Origin of the sequence: Acinetobacter gyllenbergii CIP 110306 = MTCC 11365, from assembly GCF_000413855.1 — a bacterium.
Taxonomy (GTDB): Bacteria; Pseudomonadota; Gammaproteobacteria; order Pseudomonadales; family Moraxellaceae; genus Acinetobacter; species Acinetobacter gyllenbergii.
In genome coordinates, this window is record NZ_ATGG01000008.1 from 1 (window position 1) to 21,248 (window position 21,248).

Consider the following 21,248-nt stretch of genomic DNA (forward strand, 5'->3'; position numbering starts at 1 on the left):
TTTATTGGGTGCGATTATGGGACTGGCATCGTGATTCAAGCAGGCAATCTCCCTTTAAGTGGTTCTGACGAAGTTGACCCTCTGCCTGCACCTTATGTCTTACTCAATCGTATTCTGAAGCCATTACGAGCCGAAAGGATACAGACGCTGCATAGAGGCAATTACGATACAGAAGAAATACCTCTGCTTAAAGGTTATCGAGCCGAAGCATGGATGAAACGTTTTGACATTAAAGATGATCAGAAGCTTGAGTATTTTGGCAAGCTACAATCTGAGCCAAAGCTAAACTCGAGGCATACATTCTTAGATTGGCGCATAGACTGGAATAGCTAGCCGATGCATTTTAAAAATAAATAAAATAACGACCTTATCCTTAAATTTTTCTTTTATGCACCCAGTAAAAAACCTCCCATCAAGGGAGGTTCTTGGATCAATCTTTAATGTTTAGATTGATTTGGCTGCGCCAACTGTTTCATTCAAATGTCTACGTATGGTATTGAACGAGAAATTCTTTGAGTCCATACGTTTTGGCAAAATATAGGCACCTTGTTGTTCTTCACCTTTTGCTTTTACTTTGAAGTTCACCAAAATAAAGTCTGGAGAGCTATACCATTCGTAAATGTCTTTCCAACCAATGGTTGCAGTACCTTCTTGCAGGCCCATTTTTTGGCGCATCACGATACCGTGAGGTTGTACACCTAAACGTAGACCTTTAATTTCTTGTACAGGGAATTCAGTCATCTTGCGTTTAACGTACCATTCTAGACCAAAACGTTTGATCAAATAGAACAGCACCACACTCACAATCACCACCCAACAAATCACGGTTGAGTAGGTTGAATAATATTTAATAAGTCCTGCAGCAACCAATGAAAGCACAACCAGTGCAATCATAATCATCCATGCTTTGCGGCTGAATTTGTTGGTACTACGCCAAATCATCAGTTGAGCTTGACGTTGTTCAGCTTCAGAAACTTCGTAAGGAACAGGTTGTAGCGTATAAGCGTATAGCGTTTTGGCGGTCATAGTATAAAAAATGAGTATATAACTGGGTTTAGTTTAACATCTATTGGCATGCAAAGATATTATGCCAATGGCGAACATTGGTGGCGATTGCATTCACAACAGCCTTTAAAGTGAAGCAAATTCGGTACCATCTTCATTCGGTTCATGGCTCAGACTTTGTTTCAACATACTTAAGCGTGTTAACACACTCAGCATGAGCGAAAGTTGCTGCAAAATAATCAGCGATTTCGGGTCGTTGTCATCATTGCGGCCCAAGCGTTCACGAATGGTTTGCATTAGATTTTGTGCTGATAAATCAGGGACTTCATCTCTGAGCAAGGCACCTTGAATATCATCCAAAGCTTGATCGAGTAAGCTCAGCACTTCCTGATCTTGAATTTGTTCACGATGCGCCCCTAAGGCTGCGATATAACTTAAAAAGGTATGGCTGAGACATAAAAATTCAAAAGCTAAACTTTTTCGGTTCACATCAATGTTGGGTTCAGTTGCAATGGTTGAAATCAATGAAGCGACTTCTGCATCGGTATTGTGCGCAGCGCGTCGAACCACACGGTAGTTCAAGGCATTGTTACGGCCCTGATGATATTGTTCCACCACCTCGGCCAGATATTTACATTGCGCCTGTAAGGAGCGTTGAATTGAACGGGGCAATCTACGGAACTTCCAGTCTGGCCAGATAAAGCTAACCCCAAACCATGCCAAAGCACAGCCAATCACGGTATCAATAAAACGGGGTAAACCCGCTGCGAATGCAGAGCCATCTAGATTAAAGTTGATTAAGGCGAGAATGGTAATAAAGGCAGTGGCTTGTGCATATTGTTTACTGCGCAGTTCCAGAAATAGGACACCACTCAGGATCAGCATGACCAATTGACCTTCGATTGAAGGAATAAAATAGATAATGGCTAAACCCACAATAATCCCGATCAGGGTTCCGATGATACGTAGATATAAACGTCGCTTGGTGGCGTTGAAGTTGGGTTGGCAGACAAACAATGCCGTTAATAAAATCCAGTAACCATAAGCAATATTGGTCATCTGGATAAACAGATAACCAATAAAGAGGACGATGGATAAACGCACGGCATGACGGAAGAGTACCGATTCAGGTGTGAGGTGCTGTTTCACCCGAACCATAATGTCATTCCAGCCTTTGAGATCATCATCTTTGAGCTGACTTTCTGCATGTTCTGCATCGATCTTTTGCAGATTCCGTTCGGTCTCTAGGTTCTGTAATTGGGCATCAATTGACTTCAGGTTTTGATAGAGCGCAAATAACGCATTCACCCGCACCTGATCATAATGTCCGTCTTCACGCAGTTTTTCTAAGGACAGCCTTAAATTTTCAAAACTGTGTTTAAAGCGTTTGTTATGCACATAACGGGTACGGCTTAAAATGGATTGTGCCAAGTCCTGACAGGCTTTACCTTGAATGGATAAAATCCGTTGAAAACGAAATAAGATATCACTGTGCTGAAAGACCTTTGCTAGCTTTTGATAATCGATATGGGCTGAGTCCGCGCGTTCATGAATATCTTGAGCCACAAAATAATATTGCAGACTGCGCCGAGTATCTTTTTGTCCTCGGTCGCCTTTTAAACGGGTTAACAACGACATGCGGAGGTCATTGAAGATCCCCACCAATTTGCCATTTTCCAAAGCGATATCAATCATGCTTTGTTGATAGCTTGAAGGCGTCATGTCCACATCAAATAGGTTTGATTTAGCAAATAAAAAACTACCGAGGGCTGAATAGGAAGCTGAAAGTTGATCCTGAACTTTTCGGACAGGGAAAAGCAGAAAGCTAATGGTAGAGAGCAAGCCATACCAAGCTGCACCTGCGACTAAAAGTGCAGGCTGAATATACCATTGATCAAATAAATGCACGCCCAACATGGTGTAGACAGACGTTACTAAGCAGCCATAAGCGATGGTGGCATAACGTCGCCCGAGAGAACCCAATAAGATCCAGCCGATACATGACGCAATGAGCCCAATGGCAAAGGCAACTGGGTAGGGGAATAACAATTGAACTGAAGCAGCAGTAATAAAGAAACCAATATAGGTATAGATCAGGTTCTGGATACGTACAGAAAAGCGGTCGTCGATATCACTGATCGCGGCTGCAACCACACCTAAAGTCAGTGGAATAGTAGCTAATTGAAAATTTAAAAGGTAGGGAACAAAAGCAGTCCCAGTAAAGGCAATGAGCATGCGCACGTTATACATCAACGTGGTGTTATAGGTTGTTTGTTTTAAACGTCCGAACCAAGGATTCAAGGGGTGTCCTTCTTGTATTCTACAATCGATTTTATCATTCTTATTATGCACAAATTCATGGAGGATGCTAAGCTTAGAATCCAGATATAGATGAAAAGTAGCGTATTATGCAGACAGAGCAAACCAATCAGCGTCAATATTCAACAGCATGGATTTTGTTGCTTGCTTTGTTAACCGCATTAGGGCCGCTATCGATTGATATGTACTTACCTGCACTGCCGCAAATGGCAGATGAGTTTGGGGTCAGTACACAAATGGTGGCCAATACCTTACCTGCGTATTTCTTGGGACTGGCGATTGGTCAGTTGATCTATGGCCCAGTCAGTGATCGGATTGGACGTAAAAAGCCTTTATATTTTGGTTTGGCCTTGTATGCAATTGCCAGTTTGGCCTGCGTATTTGCGACCAATGAGTGGGCCTTGATCGCCGCACGTATTTTTCAGGCCTTGGGTGGTTGTGTTGGTGTGGTGATGGCACGGGCAACCATTCGTGACCGTCTGGATATGCAGGGTTCTGCACAAGCATTTTCCAGCATGATGATTGTGATGGGGCTGGCTCCGATTCTTGCGCCCATTTTTGGGGCATGGATTCTGAATTTCTTCCCTTGGCAAGCAATTTTTATCACTTTATCAATGATTGGCGTAATGTGCTGGCTGTGTGTGCATTTCTTCTTTAAAGAATCTCTACCTGTCGAACGCCGTTTAAAACTCTCGGCTTATCAAGTTACGACCCTTTATGCTGCAATTCTCAAAGATGAAAGTTTCCGTGTGCCGATGTTTGCAGGTTGTCTAACTGGGGCAGCCTTATTCTGCTACATCAGCTCGGCTTCAGAAGTGTTTATGGGGCAATATGGATTGTCGCAACAGCATTTTTCTTATGCCTTTGCCTTAAATGCCGCTGGGATCATGTTGATGTCATCCTTCAATAAGCATCTGAATACCCGCATGGGAATTTTTCAACGCCTACGTTTGGGTGGTTTAATCCAATGTTTTGGGGCATTGATTGTGCTGACTGCTGGATTGATGGCGGATGCACCGCTCTTACTGCTAATGTCAGGCTTATTCTTAGTGGTATCAGGAATTGGTTTAACAGGGCCGAATGCCATGGCTTTGGCGATGTCTCAGCAAGGCGCACGTGCAGGTACGGCCAGTGCCATCATGGGTAGTATGCAGTTTGCTTGTGGTTTACTGGCAGGGATTATTTTGAACTTCTTGGTGTGGAAGGCATCTCTCAACATGGGCATCATGATGTTTTTATTTACCAGTGCTGGTTTTTTTGCCATTTTAAAAGTTGGAAAACAGCAAAGCAGTCTCTCAGCTTAAAGAAACTGCTTTGTTTACAGGTCTAGTCTAAAAACACCGTAAAGTTCTCAACGGGTTCACGCGGGGTAATAAAAGTATTGACGATATGCTCAGGGTCAGCATGACCTAAAGCCACCGCACAGACCAGTTCTTCATCTTCTGGTGCACCCAAAATATCCAGCACGATTGGATGGAAATGATTCCATGCCGCCTGTGGGCATGTGTCTAAACCACGCGCTTTAGCAGCGACCATGACATTCTGAATCATCATGGCAATATCCATTTTGGAGCCGATGCCCATGATTTTATTGACGGTAAAATATAGGGCTACGGGTGCATCAAACAATTGAAAGTTACGCAATTGCTGCGCTGCCATTTTTTCTTTTTCACCTTTTTGAATGCCCAATAAGCCATACAGTCCCCAACCATTGGCACGACGACGATCAATAAACGGTGAAATCCACGTTGCAGGATAATAGGCAAAGGTTTCTTGATATTGCACTGCCAGTTCTGGTTTTTGTAATAGTTCAATCTGTGCGGCACAGACACGGTCTATCATCTCTGCGCGTTTTTGCCCTGTCACCACATAAACTTTCCATGGCTGGACATTAGTCCCTGAAGGTGCGCGACTGGCAACCGCTAAAATATCTTTAATGGTTTGCGTCTCAATCGGGGTGTCTAAAAATGCACGGACTGAATGGCGAGATGTAATCGCTTCATCTACATAGCGGACCTGTTCCGTGTTCATAAAAACTCCTGATCATGTTGGTTTTGTCGTATCCGCAGACTATAAATCAATAAATAAACTTTAGTGATGATTTTCACGGAAAATTTTAATTGAGTATAAAAAGTGATCACTGAAAAGAAAGAATTAATGTGTCTTGTTACTCATTTTTAAAGTTTTGTGCAGTTTGTGTGAAAAAGAAAACTATTAGTAACATAATGAAATCGAAAAATTATTTTTTTATTGTCATGAAAATGGGTAAAACTCCTTAAATAAAAAGTACACACAATATCCGAAATTTATGCATAATACGCCCTTTTTAAAAATTGATTAGGCTTTCCTTACTGATTGGGTGAGGGGGAATTTTCTATTTACAGATGTATTGAATTTATCCAATTTTACGTCTGTGGGAAATGTTGAAATATACACCATATACAAGGAGCTTCTCATGAGTTTATCTCTCATCCGTAAGCCGTTTATCATGCAAGGTTTAGCACTTACAGTTGCAGCCTTAATGATGAACAACACGCATGCTGCTAGTGAGCAAGAACAGATTCAGCAACTTCGTGATGAAGTGAAGGAATTAAAAGCGTTATTACAGCAATATGTTCCCCAAGCAAAACAACAAAATGACCTTGCTCAAGTAAAGGAACATTCTAATTTTAAGGAAACACATCCAGATCACCCTGCAAATGCAGCGGTTGCACCTGCGGTTCCAAAGAAATCACAATTGGTGTTTAACACTGCTTCTGGCGCAGAAGTTAAATTACATGGTTTCTTGCGTGGCGATGCTTCTTATCAAGCCAAAGGTGGTGACGGGATCTTTAACCGTATCAATAAAGTGGATTTAGAAGGCGCTGAAAAGAACAGTGATCGTTTTTATAGCACGGCAACGGTTACGCGTTTAGGGCTTGATTTTAAAGCGCCTGTGGAAGGCGCAGAAGTCGGCGGTAAACTGGAAGTTGACTTCCGTGGTGGTAGCAGCAATGACACCATTCGTATCCGTCATGCTTATTTAACCTTTAATGATTGGTTATTTGGTCAAACCACTTCGACTTTCTTGGCAACAGATTTACAGCCAGAAATGCTAGATTTCAACTCACCACTGGGGATTGGTACTTACCGTACACCAATGGTTCGTTATAGCGGTGCATTTAATCCGAATACACATTATTTCGTTGCCTTAGAAAAAGGCAATGATGATAACCGTGCACCTGCGTTAACTTCAAAATTAAAATATGATTTTGCTGAAGGTCAGGGTACAAGTTCTGCACGTGTGTTACTTACTGAAGCCCGCAGTAAAGCTGCCTATAACAATGACAAACAGCTCAGTGCTGATGATTCAGAATTAGGCTGGGGTGTTGCGCTTGGTGCGAAATATAAGTTCAGCGATGCTTTACAGGCGATGGTTGATTACTCGCATGTGAAGGGTGACAGCAAATTCTTGTTGTATACCAACAATGCTTACAACGTAAATCCGAATAATTTGGGTTTAAACCTAAATGAGTTTGATGCGTTGACGCTCGGTGCGACGTATCAAATTAATCCTAAATTACGTAGCACTTTGGCTTATGGCGCCATGTTTGCTGATGATAGCAATGACTTTGCTAAACAAGCGGTGATTGCAAAAGATGCTGCACAGAACAAAACCTTGCAACAAGGTTGGTGGAATATCATGTATTCACCAGTCACACCGATTACGTTCGGTCTAGAGTATGTCTACGGCGAACGTAAAACCTTTGATGGACAAAAAGGTAAGGATAATCGTGTAGGGGCCATGGCTCGCTATAACTTCTAAGCCATCTATCCTGTAGGTGTAAATCATCCGTGAAAACTGATCAACTGAACAGACCTCAGTTCTTGCTTAGAACTGTATGCTTTTTATTAAGTTGATTGAGTTTTCACTCATTTTGAGAGTTACTATTTTATGCGCTTCAACGTGGTGAAAAAACCATCGCTAGAACGAATAAAATAAACGGAAGAAGATATGGAATTTACTTTTAATGGTTTCTATACCCTAATTTCGGCGGTCATCGTCTTGTTATTAGGACGTTTGCTCGTTAATAAAATTGACTTCTTAAAACGCTATAACATTCCTGAGCCAGTCGCTGGTGGTTTGGTTGCAGCGGTACTTTCACTACTTGTACACTCACTTTGGGGTTACAGTATTGTTTTTAGTAGTGAATTACAAACCAGTTTCATGTTGATCTTCTTCGCTTCGATTGGCTTAAGTGCGAACTTCATGAAGCTGAAAGAAGGCGGTATTGGTTTAGTGATCTTCTTGGTCTGTGTCGCATCATTTATTGTGGTACAGAACGCTGTGGGTATGAGCCTTGCGACGATGCTGGGCATTGATCCTTTAGTCGGTTTGATTGCAGGTTCAATCACATTGACTGGTGGTCATGGTACCGCAGGTGCGTGGGGTGAAATTCTTGAGACTCAGCATGGGATTCAAGGTGCGTTGGCTTTAGGTATGGCGAGTGCAACTTTCGGTCTGATTATCGGTGGTATTATCGGTGGTCCATTGGCGAAGTTGTTGATTAACCGTTATAGCCTTGCTCAAGCACAGACCCCAGCTGAAATCAAAAATCGCGATACGCATTTAGATCAACATCCTGACGAGCTAGCGCCATTTGAAAATCCACATCAGGTTCGTTTAATTACGGCTGATAATGCGATTACCACGTTGGGTATGTTTGCTGCATGTTTGGCGTTTGCAGAATTCATGACAGGTTTCAGTAAGGGTACTTGGTTCGAGTTACCAACATTCGTTTGGGCGCTTGGCGGGGGAGTGATCTTACGTAATGTTTTAGAAAGCGTATTAAAAGTAGATATCTTTGACCGTGCAATTGATGTGTTTGGTAATGCATCATTATCACTTTATCTTGCAATGGCATTGCTTTCACTGAAATTATGGCAGTTGGCTGATTTGGCTGGCCCGCTGGTCGTTATTTTAGGTGCGCAAACCATTACCATGGCATTATATGCTGCATTTATTACCTTCCGCGTTATGGGTAAAAACTATGATGCAGCGGTATTGGCGGCAGGTCACTGTGGTTTTGGTATGGGGGCAACACCAACTGCAGTTGCAAACATGCAAGCGATTACCAATATGTATGGACCTTCACATAAAGCCTTCTTGATTGTTCCGCTTTGTGGTGCGTTCTTCGTCGATTTAATTAACGCAACAGTAATTCAATTAATTTTGAAATTCTTTGCCTAAGTCGGATCAAAAGCCCCAAGCGGGGCTTTTTTGATTCATCCATTGTTATCGTATATGTACGGACGTACATAAAATAGTTAAAAGCGAATAAGTGATGAATGAAAAATTAAATGACACCCTGATGGCTTGGGTAAGTTTTTTCAATGATCCTTTATGGGACTTCCTCGTTGTTTTCCTGCTTGCGGTCGGTATTTTCTATACTGTTGCAACAAAAGCAGTGCAGATTCGAATGTTCTTCCACAGTATCAAGGTGATGAAGGGCAGTCGTACTAAAGGTGAAGATAAAGATTCACATGGATTGACACCATTTCAGGCTTTTGTAACGGGCTTAGCCAGTCGTGTCGGTGTCGGTAACATTGCGGGTGTAGCCATTGCCATTGCAATTGGTGGTCCAGGTGCGGTGTTCTGGATGTGGTTTACGGCGATCCTAGGGATGAGCTCAGCCTTTATTGAGTCTTCACTTGCGCAGCTCTTTAAGGTACGAGATAGCAATAGTAAGCAGTTCCGGGGTGGACCAGCCTACTATATTACTCAAGGCTTACGTAGCAAGACCTTTGGTGTAATCTTCGCGCTTGCCTTGATCTTTACCTATGGTTTCGTATTTAACTCAGTTCAAATCAATGCGATTGCCAATGCATCTTCTCATGCATGGGGTTGGGACAAAGCCAATCTGGTTGCCCACTTAGGTGGTGTTGATCTCGAAATTTCATGGGTAGGCCTTGCACTGGTTGTTATGGTTGCCTTGGCAATTTTTGGTGGTATCAAACGTATCGCCAAATTCGCAGAAATGTTTGTCCCGCTCAAAGCAGGTCTTTACCTTGCTGTGGCGATGTATATTGCCATCAGCAACTATGAACTGCTACCTGGTATCTTTAAACTGATTTTCACTGAAGCATTCCAGTTTAATGCAGCAGCGGGTGGTTTCTTCGGTGCCATGATTTCGATGGCAATGATGCAAGGGATCAAGCGTGGCTTATTCTCTAACGAAGCGGGTATGGGTTCTGCACCAAACGCTGCAGCAGCATCGGATGTGAAACATCCAGTGAACCAAGGCTTGGTGCAAATGCTTGGTGTATTCGTTGATACCTTTATTGTATGTACCAGTACCGCGATCATTATCTTGGTATCGGGTGTTTATCACGATGCGGGCTTTGTCGGAGTAGAGCTGACACAGCGTGCCTTAGAGACTCAAGTCGGACACTGGGGTGCTGACTTCCTAGCAGTGTTGTTATTCTTATTCTGTTATTCCGCTGTACTTGGTAACTATGCCTATGCAGAAAGTAATGTGCAATTTATCAATAACAATCCTAAAGTGATGTTCATCTTCCGAATCTTTGTGTTGGTGATGGTGTACTTTGGTGCAATCGGTAGTGTTCCACTGGTTTGGTCAATGGCTGACTTGTTCATGGGAATCATGGCGACCATTAACTTGATCGCAATTCTCTTATTAACACCAATGGCACGCACTTTGTTGAAAGACTATACCTCTCAGTTGAAACGTGGCATTAAAGAGCCTGAGTTTAAGATTGATAACTATCCAGAATTAAAGAAAAAAGTTGATTCTGATATTTGGTAATGTCATCAAAGCAAACCTAAAAACATAAAAAAAGCTCCTTTCGAGGAGCTTTTTTTATGAAGTTTTTATGAAAAATACAAAAAAATGATACAGCATTTCAAATTGGCTAAGGCTAATATTTAGGCCTGAAATTAGGTGAATATGGCAATCGTGGCGTATGAAGCAGCTTAAATTATGGATGTTGGGTCTTTCAATGGCGGTTTTGGCGGGTTGCCAAAGCACATCACATTTGAAACCCGTCATTGAGGATGCACAAGCGCAAGCTGTGAGCCAACCCTTTAATGCCATAAAACAGCAGCAAAAGCGCCCTGTGATTGCATTAGTGTTGGGTAGCGGTGGTGCGCGCGGTTATGCCCATATTGGTGTGATCGAAGTATTAGAACAGCAAGGCATTCGTCCAGATTTTATCGTGGGCACCAGTGCGGGCAGTATTGTCGGTTCAATCTATGCCAGTGGTAAAAGTCCGGCTGAATTACGCGATATTGCATTAAAGCTTAAAGCTAACGATGTGCGCGAAGTCAATGTCAGTCTAAAAGGCTTTTTTGATGGTAAAAAAGTGGAAGACTATATCAACGAGCAAGTGCATAACCTGCCATTAGAAAAGATGAAAATCCCAATGTATGTGGTGGCAACCGAATTAAAAGATGGCACTCGAACCGTATTTAATTATGGTAATACCGGGCAGGCAGTGCGGGCTTCTGCATCCATTCCAAGTATGTTTGTACCGACTAAAATTCATGATGTTGAGTATGTTGATGGTGGTTTAGTCAGTCCAGTGCCTGTTCAGGTTGCACGAGAGCTTGGTGCAGATGTGGTGATAGCAGTCGATATTTTGGCACAACCGATTCATACCGAGACCAGCAATGTCTGGGGCTTGTTTAACCAAAATATCAATATCATGCAAGGGCGTTTGGCTGAGGAAGAGCTGAAAGAGGCTGATATCGTGATTCAGCCCGATCTGCGTGAAAAAGCGCATATCTTTGATGTCAAAGGTCGAGAGATGACCATGCAAGCAGGGGTAGATGCTGCCAATGAAAAACTCGCCGAAATCCAATGGGCAATTCAAAGCAAAAGCTTCCCAACGCAAAGCGAGCAACAGGATATTGCCTTAAAAATGAGTACTGCAGCACCACGCTAAGCCTTTATTTTATGGATGTTGTAATGGGCTTAAGTGTTTGAGCCCATTTACTAAACTTATGTTCGTGCAAAAACAAATTGTAAATCATCTACAAAAAGCTATTAAAAAAGGAAAAAAACAGGTAAATAACTACAAATCATTAAACTTTTTTATCAGACAGTTTTAAGTTTCAGGTCATAGGATGGCTTGTTCAAATAAATCGCTACATAACAAGGATTGTTAAACAGATGTTTAAGTCTTTCTTTCCGAACCCGCGCCTATTTTTTATTTCAGTGATTGTATGGGGCGCTCTGAATATGCTGCTGTGGTACAGCGGTGGTCATAGCTGGGGTGAATATCTAGGTTTTCCTGCGGGCTACGCTAGTGCAGAGTTGCCAATTGGTGTTAGTCGTTTTTGGGCACCTTCTTCTCTTTGGTTTTATCTTTGGTTTTTTATCGCAACAGCATTATTTGCTGGTTTTTGGCGTATTTTCTCAGACAATAAATGGCAGCGCTGGTCGATCTGGGGCTCAGCTTTTATCTTGTTTAATATCTGGTTCGCCGTACAAGCAAATGTTGCGATTAATGCTTGGTATGTACCATTTTGGGATTTAGTCCAAAGTATGCTTTCTGCCAAAGGTGGGGATGTTTTAGCACTTTATAAAGAGTTGGCAGTTTTTCTATGGATTGCTATGGTTTACGTTACTTTGGCAACGATCAATGTATTTTTTACCAGTCACTATGTCTTTCGTTGGCGTACAGCGATGAATGAATATTATGTTGAAAACTGGGAAAAATTGAGACATATCGAGGGTGCTTCACAACGTGTGCAAGAAGACACCATGCGTTTTGCAACCATTGTTGAAGATCTTGGTGTCGAGTTCATCAAAGCCATTATGACACTCATCGCATTCTTACCATTACTTTTTGTCTTATCAAATCATGTACCAGCGCTACCTATTATTGGAGAAGTTAAATATTCATTAGTATGGGCTGCTGTGATCTGGGCCGTTTTTGGAACCGTACTATTAATGATTGTCGGGATAAAATTGCCAGGACTCCAATTTAACAATCAGAAGGTTGAAGCTGCTTATCGTAAAGAGTTGGTTTATGGTGAAGATCATATCGAATATGCTCAGCCTGCAAAGTTAAAAGAGCTATTTGCTCAGGTAAGAAAAAACTATTTCCGCTTATATTTTCATTATTCTTATTTTAATTTGACTGCTAACTGGTATGGACAACTCGATATTTTATATAAATTAGTCGTGTTATTCCCATCTATTTCAGCAGGTTTGTTAACCCTTGGTTTATTTCAACAGATACTGAATGTATTTAGTAATGTTCGAGATTCTTTTCAATATCTGATTAGTTCATGGAAAACGATTATTGAATTACTGTCGATTCATAAACGTCTGAAAGCCTTTGAAAAAATATTAGATTAGTTTGAACAGTTTATATTAAGGAAGCCTTAGCTCGATGCTAAGGCTTTTTTATTGCCAAAGGTTTTAACTCATTTGTGGTTTTTATGTGAAAAGTGAATATATATTGCAACGAAAATAACTTTATTTGATCAAAGTACTTCACTATAGTCGCTTGATAAAATTAATGATCTTTCATTTCTCTTTTGTATCGCTTAGAACCTAAATAAATAGGATAAATCATGAAACCTGTATTGCTCAAAAGTGCATTGGCGCTTGCACTGACGGCTTTTACTGCACATGTGTACGCAGACCCCGTAATTCAATCTTCTCCAACGCAAAAAATCTCAGGCATAGACCAACAGTATATCGACCAAAGCGTGTCTGCCAATGATGACTTTTATAACTATGTAAATGGCACATGGTTAAAAGATACGGAGATTCCGGCAGATAAATCACGTTGGGGCGCATTCAACGAATTACATGAGCTATCGACCAATCAGTTGCATACTATTGTTGAAGCGCTGAGTACAAAAAAATCGGCAACAGGAACAGTAGAGCAAAAAGTTTCCAGCCTATATGCCAGTTTTATGGATGAAAAAAACATTGAAGCACAGGGCATCACACCGTTAAGGCAAGAGTTGGCAGGTGTGGATGCGATTCAAAACAAACAAGACCTTGCTCAATTAATGGGGCATTTCTCACGTATCGGGGTTAGAACGCCGTTTGATATCAGTATTGATCAAGATATGAAACGCTCCGATGTGATGATTGCTGGTCTGGCACAGCGTCGATTGGGTTTACCAGATCGGGATTATTATCTAAAAGATGATCAGAAGTTTGTGGAAACGCGTGCCAAATATCTCAAGCATATTGAACGCATGTTACAACTGTCAGGTGATCAGCAAGCGGCACAGCACGCAAAAGACATTCTCAAGTTGGAAACGGATTTAGCTAAGATCCAGTGGAGCAATGTCCAGAATCGTGATTTATCTAAGCGTTACAATATTTATTCACTGAAAGACTTAAATAAGTTAAGCCATAACTTTGATTGGGATCGTTACCTCAATACGGTTGGCGTCAAAGACAAAATTCAGACCATTCAGGTGCATCAGCTCAGCTATTTCAAAGCGCTTGATCCAGTGATCAATAACACCCCTTTAAATGTGTGGAAAGCTTATTTTAAATGGAACTTGATCAGTAATTTTTCTCCGTTCTTAAACAAGGCTTTGGTCGATGAGAGCTTTGAGTTTTATGGTAAGACCTTAAGAGATGTTGCTGAACAAGAAGTGCGTTGGAAGCGTGGTGTACAAACCGTAAATGCGGTACTGGGCGATGGGCTTGGAAAAATCTATGTGGAGAAACATTTTTCTGCGGATAAAAAGCAGCGTATGGATGCCTTGGTTCAGAACCTAATACAGGCTTATGATCAAAGCATTAGCCAACTGGACTGGATGAGTCCTGCAACCAAACTACAGGCCAAGAAGAAATTAGCTAGTTTATCGATTAAAGTCGGTTATCCAAACAAATGGCGTGATTACTCTGCGCTAGAGATCAAAGATGGCGACCTGATTGGCAATGTGATTCGTGCCAGAGAGTTTGAACATCAAGACAGTTTGGATAAGTTAGGTAAACCTGTGGATCGTGATGAATGGTTTATGACCCCACAAACTGTAAATGCCTATTACAATCCATCCTCAAATGAAATTGTCTTTCCTGCTGCAATCTTGCAACCACCGTTCTTTAATATCGATGCGGATGATGCGGTGAACTATGGCGGGATTGGCAGTGTGATCGGGCATGAGATCAGTCATGGTTTTGATGATCAGGGCAGCCAGTTTGATGAATTGGGCAATATGCGCAACTGGTGGACCAAGCAAGATCATCAGAAATTTAAAGCCAAAACACAGGCCTTGATTGCGCAATACAATGCCTATGAACCAATCGCTGGCTATCACGTCAATGGTGAACTGACCTTGGGTGAAAATATTGCCGATAACTCAGGTCTATCGATTGCCTATAAAGCGTATCAAATTTCGTTAGCAGGTAAGCCTGCGCCTGTGATCGAGGGGCGTACGGGTGAGCAGCGTTTCTATATGGGCTGGGCGCAAGTTTGGCGTGCCAAAACCCGTCAAGCACAAGCAATTGTGTATTTAAAAACAGATCCACATGCACCCGATAAAGTGCGTGCCAATGGGGCTTTAGTCAATCAAGCGCCGTTCTATGATGCTTTCAAGATCAAAGCAGGAGATAAAATGTATTTGGCGCCTGAAAAACGGGTCAGTATTTGGTAATTCGAGATTCAATAAAAAACCTGCATCAAGCAGGTTTTTTATTGGCATTTTAAAGGAAGGCGATTCCAAGTCCTGCGCCTGCGGCCATGACCCAAAGAGGATGAATCTTTTTAAACATGCCGAGAATCGCGGTCACAATTACGATGACGACCAAAAGCAGGTTTTGTGCAGATGCATCGGCAATCAACCATGCACTGACCAGAACTAAGCCCACAGTAATCGGTTTCAGCGCTTTTTCAAAACGTGCGCGTAACGGATTGGCTTTAAAGCGTTCCCAGAATTTCAGCGCATAAATGGTAATGATGGAAGAGGGGCCAAACTTCGCCAACGAAGTGACTAATAAACCTGCTGGACCTGCGACATGCCAACCGACCAAAGGTACAATCATCATATTCGGACCGGGCGCAGCCTGTGCCATGGCAAACAGCGAACTAAACTGTTCTGCACTCATCCATTGATGCACGGTCACCACTTGGTGCTGCATTTCAGGCAGGATGGCATTACCTCCACCAAAAGCGAGTAGCGAAAGTTGAGTAAACACGACAGCAAGGGTAATTAAGATCATGATTTTTTTACTCCTAGAACCAGCATATTAATGCCCAGTAAAATCGCTAAAGTCAGGGCTAAGGGCAGCTTGATCCAGATCATAAACACAAAGGTCAGGCCGATGGTAAAAACGGTCAGATAGCTTTTTAAAATTGGCTTGAGCATCTTAAATCCAGTCGCAAACAGTAAGCCTGCGGCAGCCGCTGCCAAACCTTGAATCATGTGTTTAACAGCAGGGAGGTACTGAAAATGCTCATAGACCTGATAGATGATCAGCACAATTGCTGTCGGGGCAGAGATTAAGCCGAGGACGGAACTGATTGCACCTTTCACGCCTTGGAATTCCATGCCAATAGCGACGGCCATATTGATGATGTTACCGCCTGGCAATAATTGGCAGACACCCAGTAAGTCGGTAAATTTGCCAGCATCAATCCATTTATGTTCTTCAACGATAATGCGATGTGCCAGTGGCAAAACGCCACCAAAACCCATCAGTCCCAATTTCATAAATCCCGTAAAAAGTGCCCTACAATCAGGAGCAGTCGCTAGTGGTTCACTCTCTATTGATAGGGCTTGGGTTTTCATTGGATTACCTTTCTGTTCAACCTTGTGAGCTATAGCATGAAAGATTTGTGGTATATTCACAAATGCTATTTTTGCCGTTATCTATACTTTCAAGGTATGTATGATTGATATTCATAAACTCAATGCATTCGTTGCTGTGGTGGAAGAAAGCAATATTTCCAAAGCTGCAGTTAGACTGCATATGCAACAGCCGCCATTGACCCGATTGATTAAAAGTCTGGAAGAAGAACTGGATACCGCGTTGCTCAAACGTCTGCCTCGAGGAGTGGAAGTCACAGAAGCAGGTAAGGCTTTATATCAGGAAGCGATTACCATTTTGGCGCATGCTCAGTCGATTCCTAAACGGGTGAAAAACATTGCTCAAGGCTTGGAGGGGCAGATCAATATTGGCTTTACCAACTCCGCAGGCTTGCATCCTTTTTTACCTGCCTTATTACGTCAATTCCGGGAAAAGTTTCCTGCTGTCGCCATTCATTTGGAAGAAGACAGCAGTACCGCCTTAACCGATGCAGTGATCAATGAAAAACTGGATATCGTTTTTCTACGCAAACCTGCGCCGATTCATGCCGCAGTACAAAGCATACATGTACTGGATGAGCCCCTGATTGTGGCTTTGCCGAGTAATCATCCTTTGGCTGAGCAAGAGGGGGCGATTCGTTTACTCGATTTAGAGCCGTATGAATTTGTGTTGTATCGCCGTATTGCGGGGCAAGACCTGTTTGATAATATTCTGGCAAATTGCTATCAGGCTGGGTTTAACCCGAATATTGTGCAAGAAGCACCACGTTTAACTTCGAGCCTGAATCTGATTGCAGCGGGGATTGGGCTATCAATCGTTCCTGCGTCAATTCAGGATTTCTGGAATAAGCAGATTGTGTATAAAGCGCTAGAAGCGAAAAAGCCGTGTATCGCCCCGATTTATGCGATTTGTCGTGCCAAAGGCAATAGTGTTCGGGTAGAGCATTTTTTAAATCTACTTAAAGTCAGTCAAGCGGTTTGAAACGGCTCAATGGCTAAAGTGATAGAAGTTTAAAATTGGCCCAAGCAAGTGCTGTTGTGATTTATCCAGTGTTACGATGATTTCTCTAAAATTGAAGGTGTCCTCATCGTGGTATTTCGCGACACCATGGGTTTTATTGTTGAAGTTCGGAATCTGATAGCTAAAGAAAGCCACATGTTTAGATGGATGGACCACGGTCACCAATTTTTTTGGGTCTTTATAGCCGCCAAACTCATTTTGAATACTCTCTTTTAACAGATTGGGAAAGTAAAGCGTGGCATTGGGCATACCACAACCGACACAAAAGGATGAATCGTATAATTCTATGGCCTGTTTTTGATTTGGACTCATCAGCAGGGCTGAACCCGTACCATTTGCGCCCGCACTTGCCTCCACATCATGCCAATCTTTGGGTACAAGTACGGCACCAATTTCAGGTAGCGCCACTAATTTGAGTTGCTTGGCCTGATGTGTATCTAGCTTAAAGTCAAAATGGCAGCTTTTTGCGGTACAGCTTTTAAAGTCTTTTAATAGGCCCTCATCGGCAGGATTCAGTGCAGTGACCCCATAAAAGGGAACACGCACATCGTTGGCAAAGGACACTTCACCTAAGGCATAAATTTGATTTTCGGCTTTTCGCTCTTGCGCTGTATTTGAAAATTTGGGAAAGATCGGCTTAAAGGTGCTGACCTCTGCATGAATTGAAGTGGCTGATAATGTGAATAAAACAGCAGAAATAGTGAGTGATGTTTTCATTTTTAATGTGCATTTGAGGTTGAGATCAAATTAGCATATTGCTAGGGATAAATATGTTTTTAAATTTAAACTAGCTTAGATTGAGCTAATCACATGATGTTCTTTCTATAATATCTTTCACGTTATAAATCAGATTTCATACTTTATGTTAATTCAAACTTAATAGTTTATTTAATTAAATGGTGAAATTATGATGATTTAGAACAAACAATTATTATAGATATTGCCTTTTGTGATGCTGAGTCTGCGATGAAAAAAGAATTCACTGCTATTCTTAGTTTATGTTTTATTGCTTTAACTCTGACTGGATGTGCCGGTTCAGTTGCTGGAAAGTTGATTGGAAATGTCGAAGATCCGAAAACAAAAGCTCTGCTTAAGAATATGGTTGGACATCCTTTGAGTGAGTTGGTCGCGAAAATTGGTAAACCCAATAGTTCAGTACAAGATATGTTGGCAACAGAAAAAACTTTTATGCATACATGGTCAGCTCAAAAATATGCGCGAGATAAATTCGTAAAAACGGGTACCGTGTATGCAGGTACAACAATGAATTTAGAACAGATATCTCAAGATGGAACGATGGCAGAAGTTTATCGGAATCAGTATGAGGATGTCGGTTATAACACTCCGACTTATTATACCTGTTTACTTCAGGTTTTTACGGATGCTAAAGGTATCATTATTGCGCAAGGTGGAAATGGGCAGAAAACGCAACCGATAGGAAGTTTTTGCGACAAGTTTTTAAACTTAAAATGATTGCCATCTCCTTATAATTTTAAGATAAAGTTGTTGTAAATGGACGTTTGTTTGATTTAAGAGAACTTAGGATATCTAAAATAGATAAGCGATCTACATTTGATGTTGGTTCTGTCTTATCTATTTGTATTTTTTAGATAATATTTATTATGAGAAAGCCAAGCTATCTAGGGTGGGGATTACTCAATTTACAATTGATTATTGGTTTTGCTTATTCTTATAATTATTTTTATAGGCATATTATTGTAGACCATGTTCTAGCTTTTACTTTATCAGTTATTTTTATTGCGAATCTATTTTTCTTTTTTACTAAATTTATTAAAAATTATTCTCTTAGAGCATTTATTGCTATCATTTTCTCTAGCGTTCTAGTCTCTATATTATTTATTCAACTCAATAGAGAGGATGCTAATTTCATTGTGAGTGATGTTTTCCTTTTGATTGGGTATATGATGCTTAGAATGTTGCTCTATATTACAACTCCTATTGCATTGGTGGTTGAATTCTTTTTAAAGAAAAATAATTAAAATTTATTTAAAAACAGTTGTTTGTGTTTATTTGTTTTTTGGTAAAGTTGCTTAATCTGTAGCGTTAAAACGTATATGGTATAAGTAATCATGTCAGTATTCATAATGATTAAAATAATAGTATTAAATTTAGACGGCCTAGAGCATAAGTCTTATGAAAAAGATCCTTTCAGCCTGTTACCTTGTTGCCCTGAGTTCTAGTACCTTTGCCCAAGAGATCAAAGGCATTTCATTCTCGCATGAAGATTGGGAAATTTACTGTAGCAATACAGGCACTTGTCGAGCTGCAGGTTATTACAATCAATATAGTGACGATGAACCTGCCTCGTTGTTATTGACCCGTCAGGCAGGTGCACGGCAGCCTGTAAAAGTCGAATTTGCCTTGTCGCGTTTTGAACAACCGTCTATGCCAGCAGCAAAACTTAAAAATATTCATTTTTATGTAAATGGCAAAGACTTTGGACAGGTGTCCGTTGATGGAACAGAGTTCCCATTGATGGGGCAACTCTCTACAAATCAAGCTAATGCCTTATTACAACAATCCAAGAAAAAGACCGAAATCATTTTTAAAAATGCCAATTTAAATTGGAAAATATCAGACACAGGTCTGACAGCCGTATTGCTGAAAATGGATGATTTTCAAAAGCGCGTGGGCACAGTGGGTGCTTTGATTAAAAAAGGTAAAGTGGATGAGTCGAATGTGTTAGCAGCTCAACCCAAATTCACGGTTAAACAAATTAAAACTTCGAGTAAACCTTATTTGACCTTGCGACCAACCGACAAACGCTATGCTGCACTCTATCAAAACTTGATGGCGAATCAGCCAGTGCCTAAAAAAGAAGGATTCTGTGAAGGGGCTTATGACGGTAAGCAAACAGCGCCCCAAGCGATTGATCTCTATAAACTAAGCAATAAAAAAGTTTTGGCAGCTACGCTATGTTGGCGAGGTGCATATAACGAAGGGTATGGTGCATGGGTATTGGATGAGTCACTTGCGAATAAAGCCACTTTTGTGACGGAACATTCCTCTGAGTTTTATAACGGGATTCTCAGCAGTTCGCAGAAAGGGCGTGGTATTGGTGATTGCTGGTCGAGTGATGAATGGGTTTGGGATGGACAGAAGTTTGTACATACGCTAGATCGCTGGACAGGGATGTGTCGAGGCCTTGCTGCGGGTGGGATATGGGAACTTGATCAGATTGAATCAATCGTCAAATAATATTGTGAATATTAAAATAGCCTAAGGAAATACCATGCTTAAACATAAGATGGGTTTATGTGGAATGATTTTAATGGGTGCATCCGCCTATTTTAGTGCATCTGTTTTTGCTGCACCCTTACAGATTCTTGACTTTAAAAAGGGGCAACTGAGTGCAACGGAACAGACGCAACTCTGTGAACAAGTAAAAGAGTTATGTCAGCAGCGTACACAATTACAGAGTTTGAAAACGCCAGATAAAACCTTATGGTTATTGTCTGAGGGCAATATTGCCCAGTTTAGTCATTCGAATTCTGGCTTTAAATTATTGAAGCAATGGCAGATTCCATTGGCGCCTGCCGAGGAAATGGCACGATCAAAACAATATATTTACCCTAAACTGTTTCCAATGGATCAAAACCGTTATGCGGTTGCGCTGATTGATACCTTTTCAGAAATGTATTCGGGTGGTGGGGCAGGAATTGAACGGGCCAGCTTTTATGAGTTAAAGGATTCAGGTAAAACGCATCGCTTTATTGAAAACTATCCTTTTAATTTTAGCCGTATGATTCGGGCCTGTTTCTCAGAACAGGATTATGAAAACTCTAAGGGCAAGTGCCATGATGAAGATAGTTTGAGCCTAGATATTCGTCCGATCAAGCCGATGCTTTGGCAATTCCGTTATCGCTACAGTTTGGATGTATCACCTGCATCAGATTCGGGAGAGAAATCATTTAAGGGCAGTCGTAACCTGAATATTGATTTAAATAAAGCACCTGAGCAACCGAATATTCCAGCAGAGTGGGATTATGAAGGCGCAGGTTGAGTGATTTGGCATCTTCATGGTTTTTACATTTTGCCAAAGCTTTGAGCGCGTGGGTTTACGCAATTTACAGCGTCATAACAGATGATCTCATC

The 21,248-nt window shown here is 41.4% G+C and carries 19 protein-coding genes; 13 read left to right on the forward strand and 6 right to left on the reverse strand.

Features of this window, described 5'->3' with window-relative positions:
- The coding region (locus F957_RS16855) for a type VI immunity family protein (protein WP_016660173.1) at nt 1-333 on the forward strand (333 nt) is incomplete at its 5' end.
- 111 nt (nt 334-444) lie between these two features.
- Here F957_RS16855 and F957_RS16850 read toward each other — a convergent pair.
- Both F957_RS16850 and yccS read right to left on the reverse strand, forming a co-directional pair.
- The gene (locus F957_RS16850; RefSeq protein WP_016541443.1) at nt 445-1,026 is read right to left on the reverse strand and encodes a YcxB family protein; all 582 of its coding nucleotides are present in this window, start codon (nt 1,024-1,026) and stop codon (nt 445-447) included.
- Between the two features lie 105 nt (nt 1,027-1,131).
- A complete protein-coding gene (yccS, locus tag F957_RS16845; protein ID WP_016541442.1) occupies nt 1,132-3,306 on the reverse strand; it encodes a YccS family putative transporter in 2,175 nt (724 codons plus the stop codon).
- A gap of 107 nt (nt 3,307-3,413) precedes the next feature.
- Between yccS and F957_RS16840 the strand changes: the two genes are divergently transcribed.
- Nucleotides 3,414-4,628: a multidrug effflux MFS transporter gene (locus F957_RS16840; protein WP_016541441.1), complete on the forward strand. Its 1,215-nt coding sequence runs from the start codon at nt 3,414-3,416 to the stop codon at nt 4,626-4,628.
- Nucleotides 4,629-4,650: 22 nt separating this feature from the next.
- On the opposite strand, the gene F957_RS16835 is transcribed toward F957_RS16840, so the two are convergent.
- Nucleotides 4,651-5,355 (reverse strand): nitroreductase, encoded by a 705-nt coding sequence (locus tag F957_RS16835; protein WP_016541440.1) that lies wholly within the window; start codon nt 5,353-5,355, stop codon nt 4,651-4,653.
- A gap of 424 nt (nt 5,356-5,779) precedes the next feature.
- On the opposite strand from F957_RS16835, the gene F957_RS16830 reads away from it, so the two are divergent.
- The 6 genes from F957_RS16830 (at nt 5,780) to F957_RS16805 (ending at nt 14,959) form a co-directional block, all read left to right on the forward strand.
- Nucleotides 5,780-7,129: a DcaP family trimeric outer membrane transporter gene (locus F957_RS16830; RefSeq protein ID WP_016541439.1), complete on the forward strand. Its 1,350-nt coding sequence runs from the start codon at nt 5,780-5,782 to the stop codon at nt 7,127-7,129.
- A gap of 189 nt (nt 7,130-7,318) precedes the next feature.
- Nucleotides 7,319-8,554: a sodium/glutamate symporter gene (gene gltS, locus F957_RS16825; protein WP_004652335.1), complete on the forward strand. Its 1,236-nt coding sequence runs from the start codon at nt 7,319-7,321 to the stop codon at nt 8,552-8,554.
- A gap of 94 nt (nt 8,555-8,648) precedes the next feature.
- Nucleotides 8,649-10,130: an alanine/glycine:cation symporter family protein gene (locus F957_RS16820; RefSeq protein ID WP_016541438.1), complete on the forward strand. Its 1,482-nt coding sequence runs from the start codon at nt 8,649-8,651 to the stop codon at nt 10,128-10,130.
- A gap of 157 nt (nt 10,131-10,287) precedes the next feature.
- Nucleotides 10,288-11,268, forward strand: coding sequence for a patatin-like phospholipase family protein (locus F957_RS16815; protein ID WP_016541437.1), 981 nt, complete (start codon nt 10,288-10,290; stop codon nt 11,266-11,268).
- Between the two features lie 227 nt (nt 11,269-11,495).
- On the forward strand, nt 11,496-12,689 hold the full coding sequence (sbmA, locus tag F957_RS16810; RefSeq protein ID WP_016541436.1) for a peptide antibiotic transporter SbmA: 1,194 nt from the start codon (nt 11,496-11,498) through the stop codon (nt 12,687-12,689).
- Nucleotides 12,690-12,907: 218 nt separating this feature from the next.
- A complete protein-coding gene (locus F957_RS16805; protein WP_016541435.1) occupies nt 12,908-14,959 on the forward strand; it encodes a M13 family metallopeptidase in 2,052 nt (683 codons plus the stop codon).
- Nucleotides 14,960-15,008: 49 nt separating this feature from the next.
- On the opposite strand, the gene F957_RS16800 is transcribed toward F957_RS16805, so the two are convergent.
- Both F957_RS16800 and F957_RS16795 read right to left on the reverse strand, forming a co-directional pair.
- A complete protein-coding gene (locus tag F957_RS16800; protein ID WP_016541434.1) occupies nt 15,009-15,524 on the reverse strand; it encodes a chromate transporter in 516 nt (171 codons plus the stop codon).
- Nucleotides 15,521-16,093 carry a chromate transporter gene (locus F957_RS16795; RefSeq protein WP_016660174.1) on the reverse strand — a complete coding sequence of 191 codons (573 nt, stop codon included), beginning with the start codon at nt 16,091-16,093 and terminating at the stop codon, nt 15,521-15,523. Before F957_RS16795 ends, F957_RS16800 begins: the two co-directional genes overlap by 4 nt.
- 100 nt (nt 16,094-16,193) lie before the next feature.
- Here F957_RS16795 and F957_RS16790 point away from each other — a divergent pair, with 100 nt between their 5' ends.
- The gene (locus F957_RS16790) at nt 16,194-17,093 is read left to right on the forward strand and encodes a LysR family transcriptional regulator (RefSeq protein WP_016541432.1); all 900 of its coding nucleotides are present in this window, start codon (nt 16,194-16,196) and stop codon (nt 17,091-17,093) included.
- Between the two features lie 6 nt (nt 17,094-17,099).
- On the opposite strand, the gene F957_RS16785 is transcribed toward F957_RS16790, so the two are convergent.
- Nucleotides 17,100-17,849, reverse strand: a complete 750-nt coding sequence (locus F957_RS16785) for a DUF4850 domain-containing protein (protein WP_016541431.1) — start codon at nt 17,847-17,849, stop codon at nt 17,100-17,102.
- Between the two features lie 249 nt (nt 17,850-18,098).
- Here F957_RS16785 and F957_RS16780 point away from each other — a divergent pair, with 249 nt between their 5' ends.
- The 4 genes from F957_RS16780 to F957_RS16765 all read left to right on the forward strand — a co-directional run bounded on the left by F957_RS16780 (nt 18,099) and on the right by F957_RS16765 (nt 21,156).
- Entirely contained in the window at nt 18,099-18,605 is a 507-nt protein-coding gene (locus tag F957_RS16780) for a hypothetical protein (protein ID WP_016541430.1), read from the forward strand.
- Nucleotides 18,606-18,754: 149 nt separating this feature from the next.
- The gene (locus F957_RS16775) at nt 18,755-19,132 is read left to right on the forward strand and encodes a hypothetical protein (RefSeq protein WP_016660175.1); all 378 of its coding nucleotides are present in this window, start codon (nt 18,755-18,757) and stop codon (nt 19,130-19,132) included.
- 154 nt (nt 19,133-19,286) lie between these two features.
- Nucleotides 19,287-20,351 carry a DUF1176 domain-containing protein gene (locus tag F957_RS16770; RefSeq protein WP_016541429.1) on the forward strand — a complete coding sequence of 355 codons (1,065 nt, stop codon included), beginning with the start codon at nt 19,287-19,289 and terminating at the stop codon, nt 20,349-20,351.
- A gap of 34 nt (nt 20,352-20,385) precedes the next feature.
- Nucleotides 20,386-21,156: a hypothetical protein gene (locus tag F957_RS16765; protein ID WP_016541428.1), complete on the forward strand. Its 771-nt coding sequence runs from the start codon at nt 20,386-20,388 to the stop codon at nt 21,154-21,156.
- Nucleotides 21,157-21,248 lie beyond the last annotated feature (92 nt).

Excerpts from the sequence above, each read along its gene's own strand:
- F957_RS16850 (WP_016541443.1), bottom strand. The coding sequence starts at position 1,026 with ATGACCGCCAAAACGCTATACGCTTATACGCTACAACCTGTTCCTTAC.
- F957_RS16840 (WP_016541441.1), top strand. The coding sequence starts at position 3,414 with ATGCAGACAGAGCAAACCAATCAGCGTCAATATTCAACAGCATGGATT.
- F957_RS16835 (WP_016541440.1), bottom strand. The coding sequence starts at position 5,355 with ATGAACACGGAACAGGTCCGCTATGTAGATGAAGCGATTACATCTCGC.
- F957_RS16830 (WP_016541439.1), top strand. The coding sequence starts at position 5,780 with ATGAGTTTATCTCTCATCCGTAAGCCGTTTATCATGCAAGGTTTAGCA.
- gltS (WP_004652335.1), top strand. The coding sequence starts at position 7,319 with ATGGAATTTACTTTTAATGGTTTCTATACCCTAATTTCGGCGGTCATC.
- F957_RS16820 (WP_016541438.1), top strand. The coding sequence starts at position 8,649 with ATGAATGAAAAATTAAATGACACCCTGATGGCTTGGGTAAGTTTTTTC.
- F957_RS16815 (WP_016541437.1), top strand. The coding sequence starts at position 10,288 with ATGAAGCAGCTTAAATTATGGATGTTGGGTCTTTCAATGGCGGTTTTG.
- sbmA (WP_016541436.1), top strand. The coding sequence starts at position 11,496 with ATGTTTAAGTCTTTCTTTCCGAACCCGCGCCTATTTTTTATTTCAGTG.
- F957_RS16805 (WP_016541435.1), top strand. The coding sequence starts at position 12,908 with ATGAAACCTGTATTGCTCAAAAGTGCATTGGCGCTTGCACTGACGGCT.
- F957_RS16800 (WP_016541434.1), bottom strand. The coding sequence starts at position 15,524 with ATGATCTTAATTACCCTTGCTGTCGTGTTTACTCAACTTTCGCTACTC.
- F957_RS16795 (WP_016660174.1), bottom strand. The coding sequence starts at position 16,093 with ATGAAAACCCAAGCCCTATCAATAGAGAGTGAACCACTAGCGACTGCT.
- F957_RS16790 (WP_016541432.1), top strand. The coding sequence starts at position 16,194 with ATGATTGATATTCATAAACTCAATGCATTCGTTGCTGTGGTGGAAGAA.
- F957_RS16785 (WP_016541431.1), bottom strand. The coding sequence starts at position 17,849 with ATGAAAACATCACTCACTATTTCTGCTGTTTTATTCACATTATCAGCC.
- F957_RS16780 (WP_016541430.1), top strand. The coding sequence starts at position 18,099 with ATGAAAAAAGAATTCACTGCTATTCTTAGTTTATGTTTTATTGCTTTA.
- F957_RS16775 (WP_016660175.1), top strand. The coding sequence starts at position 18,755 with ATGAGAAAGCCAAGCTATCTAGGGTGGGGATTACTCAATTTACAATTG.
- F957_RS16770 (WP_016541429.1), top strand. The coding sequence starts at position 19,287 with ATGAAAAAGATCCTTTCAGCCTGTTACCTTGTTGCCCTGAGTTCTAGT.
- F957_RS16765 (WP_016541428.1), top strand. The coding sequence starts at position 20,386 with ATGCTTAAACATAAGATGGGTTTATGTGGAATGATTTTAATGGGTGCA.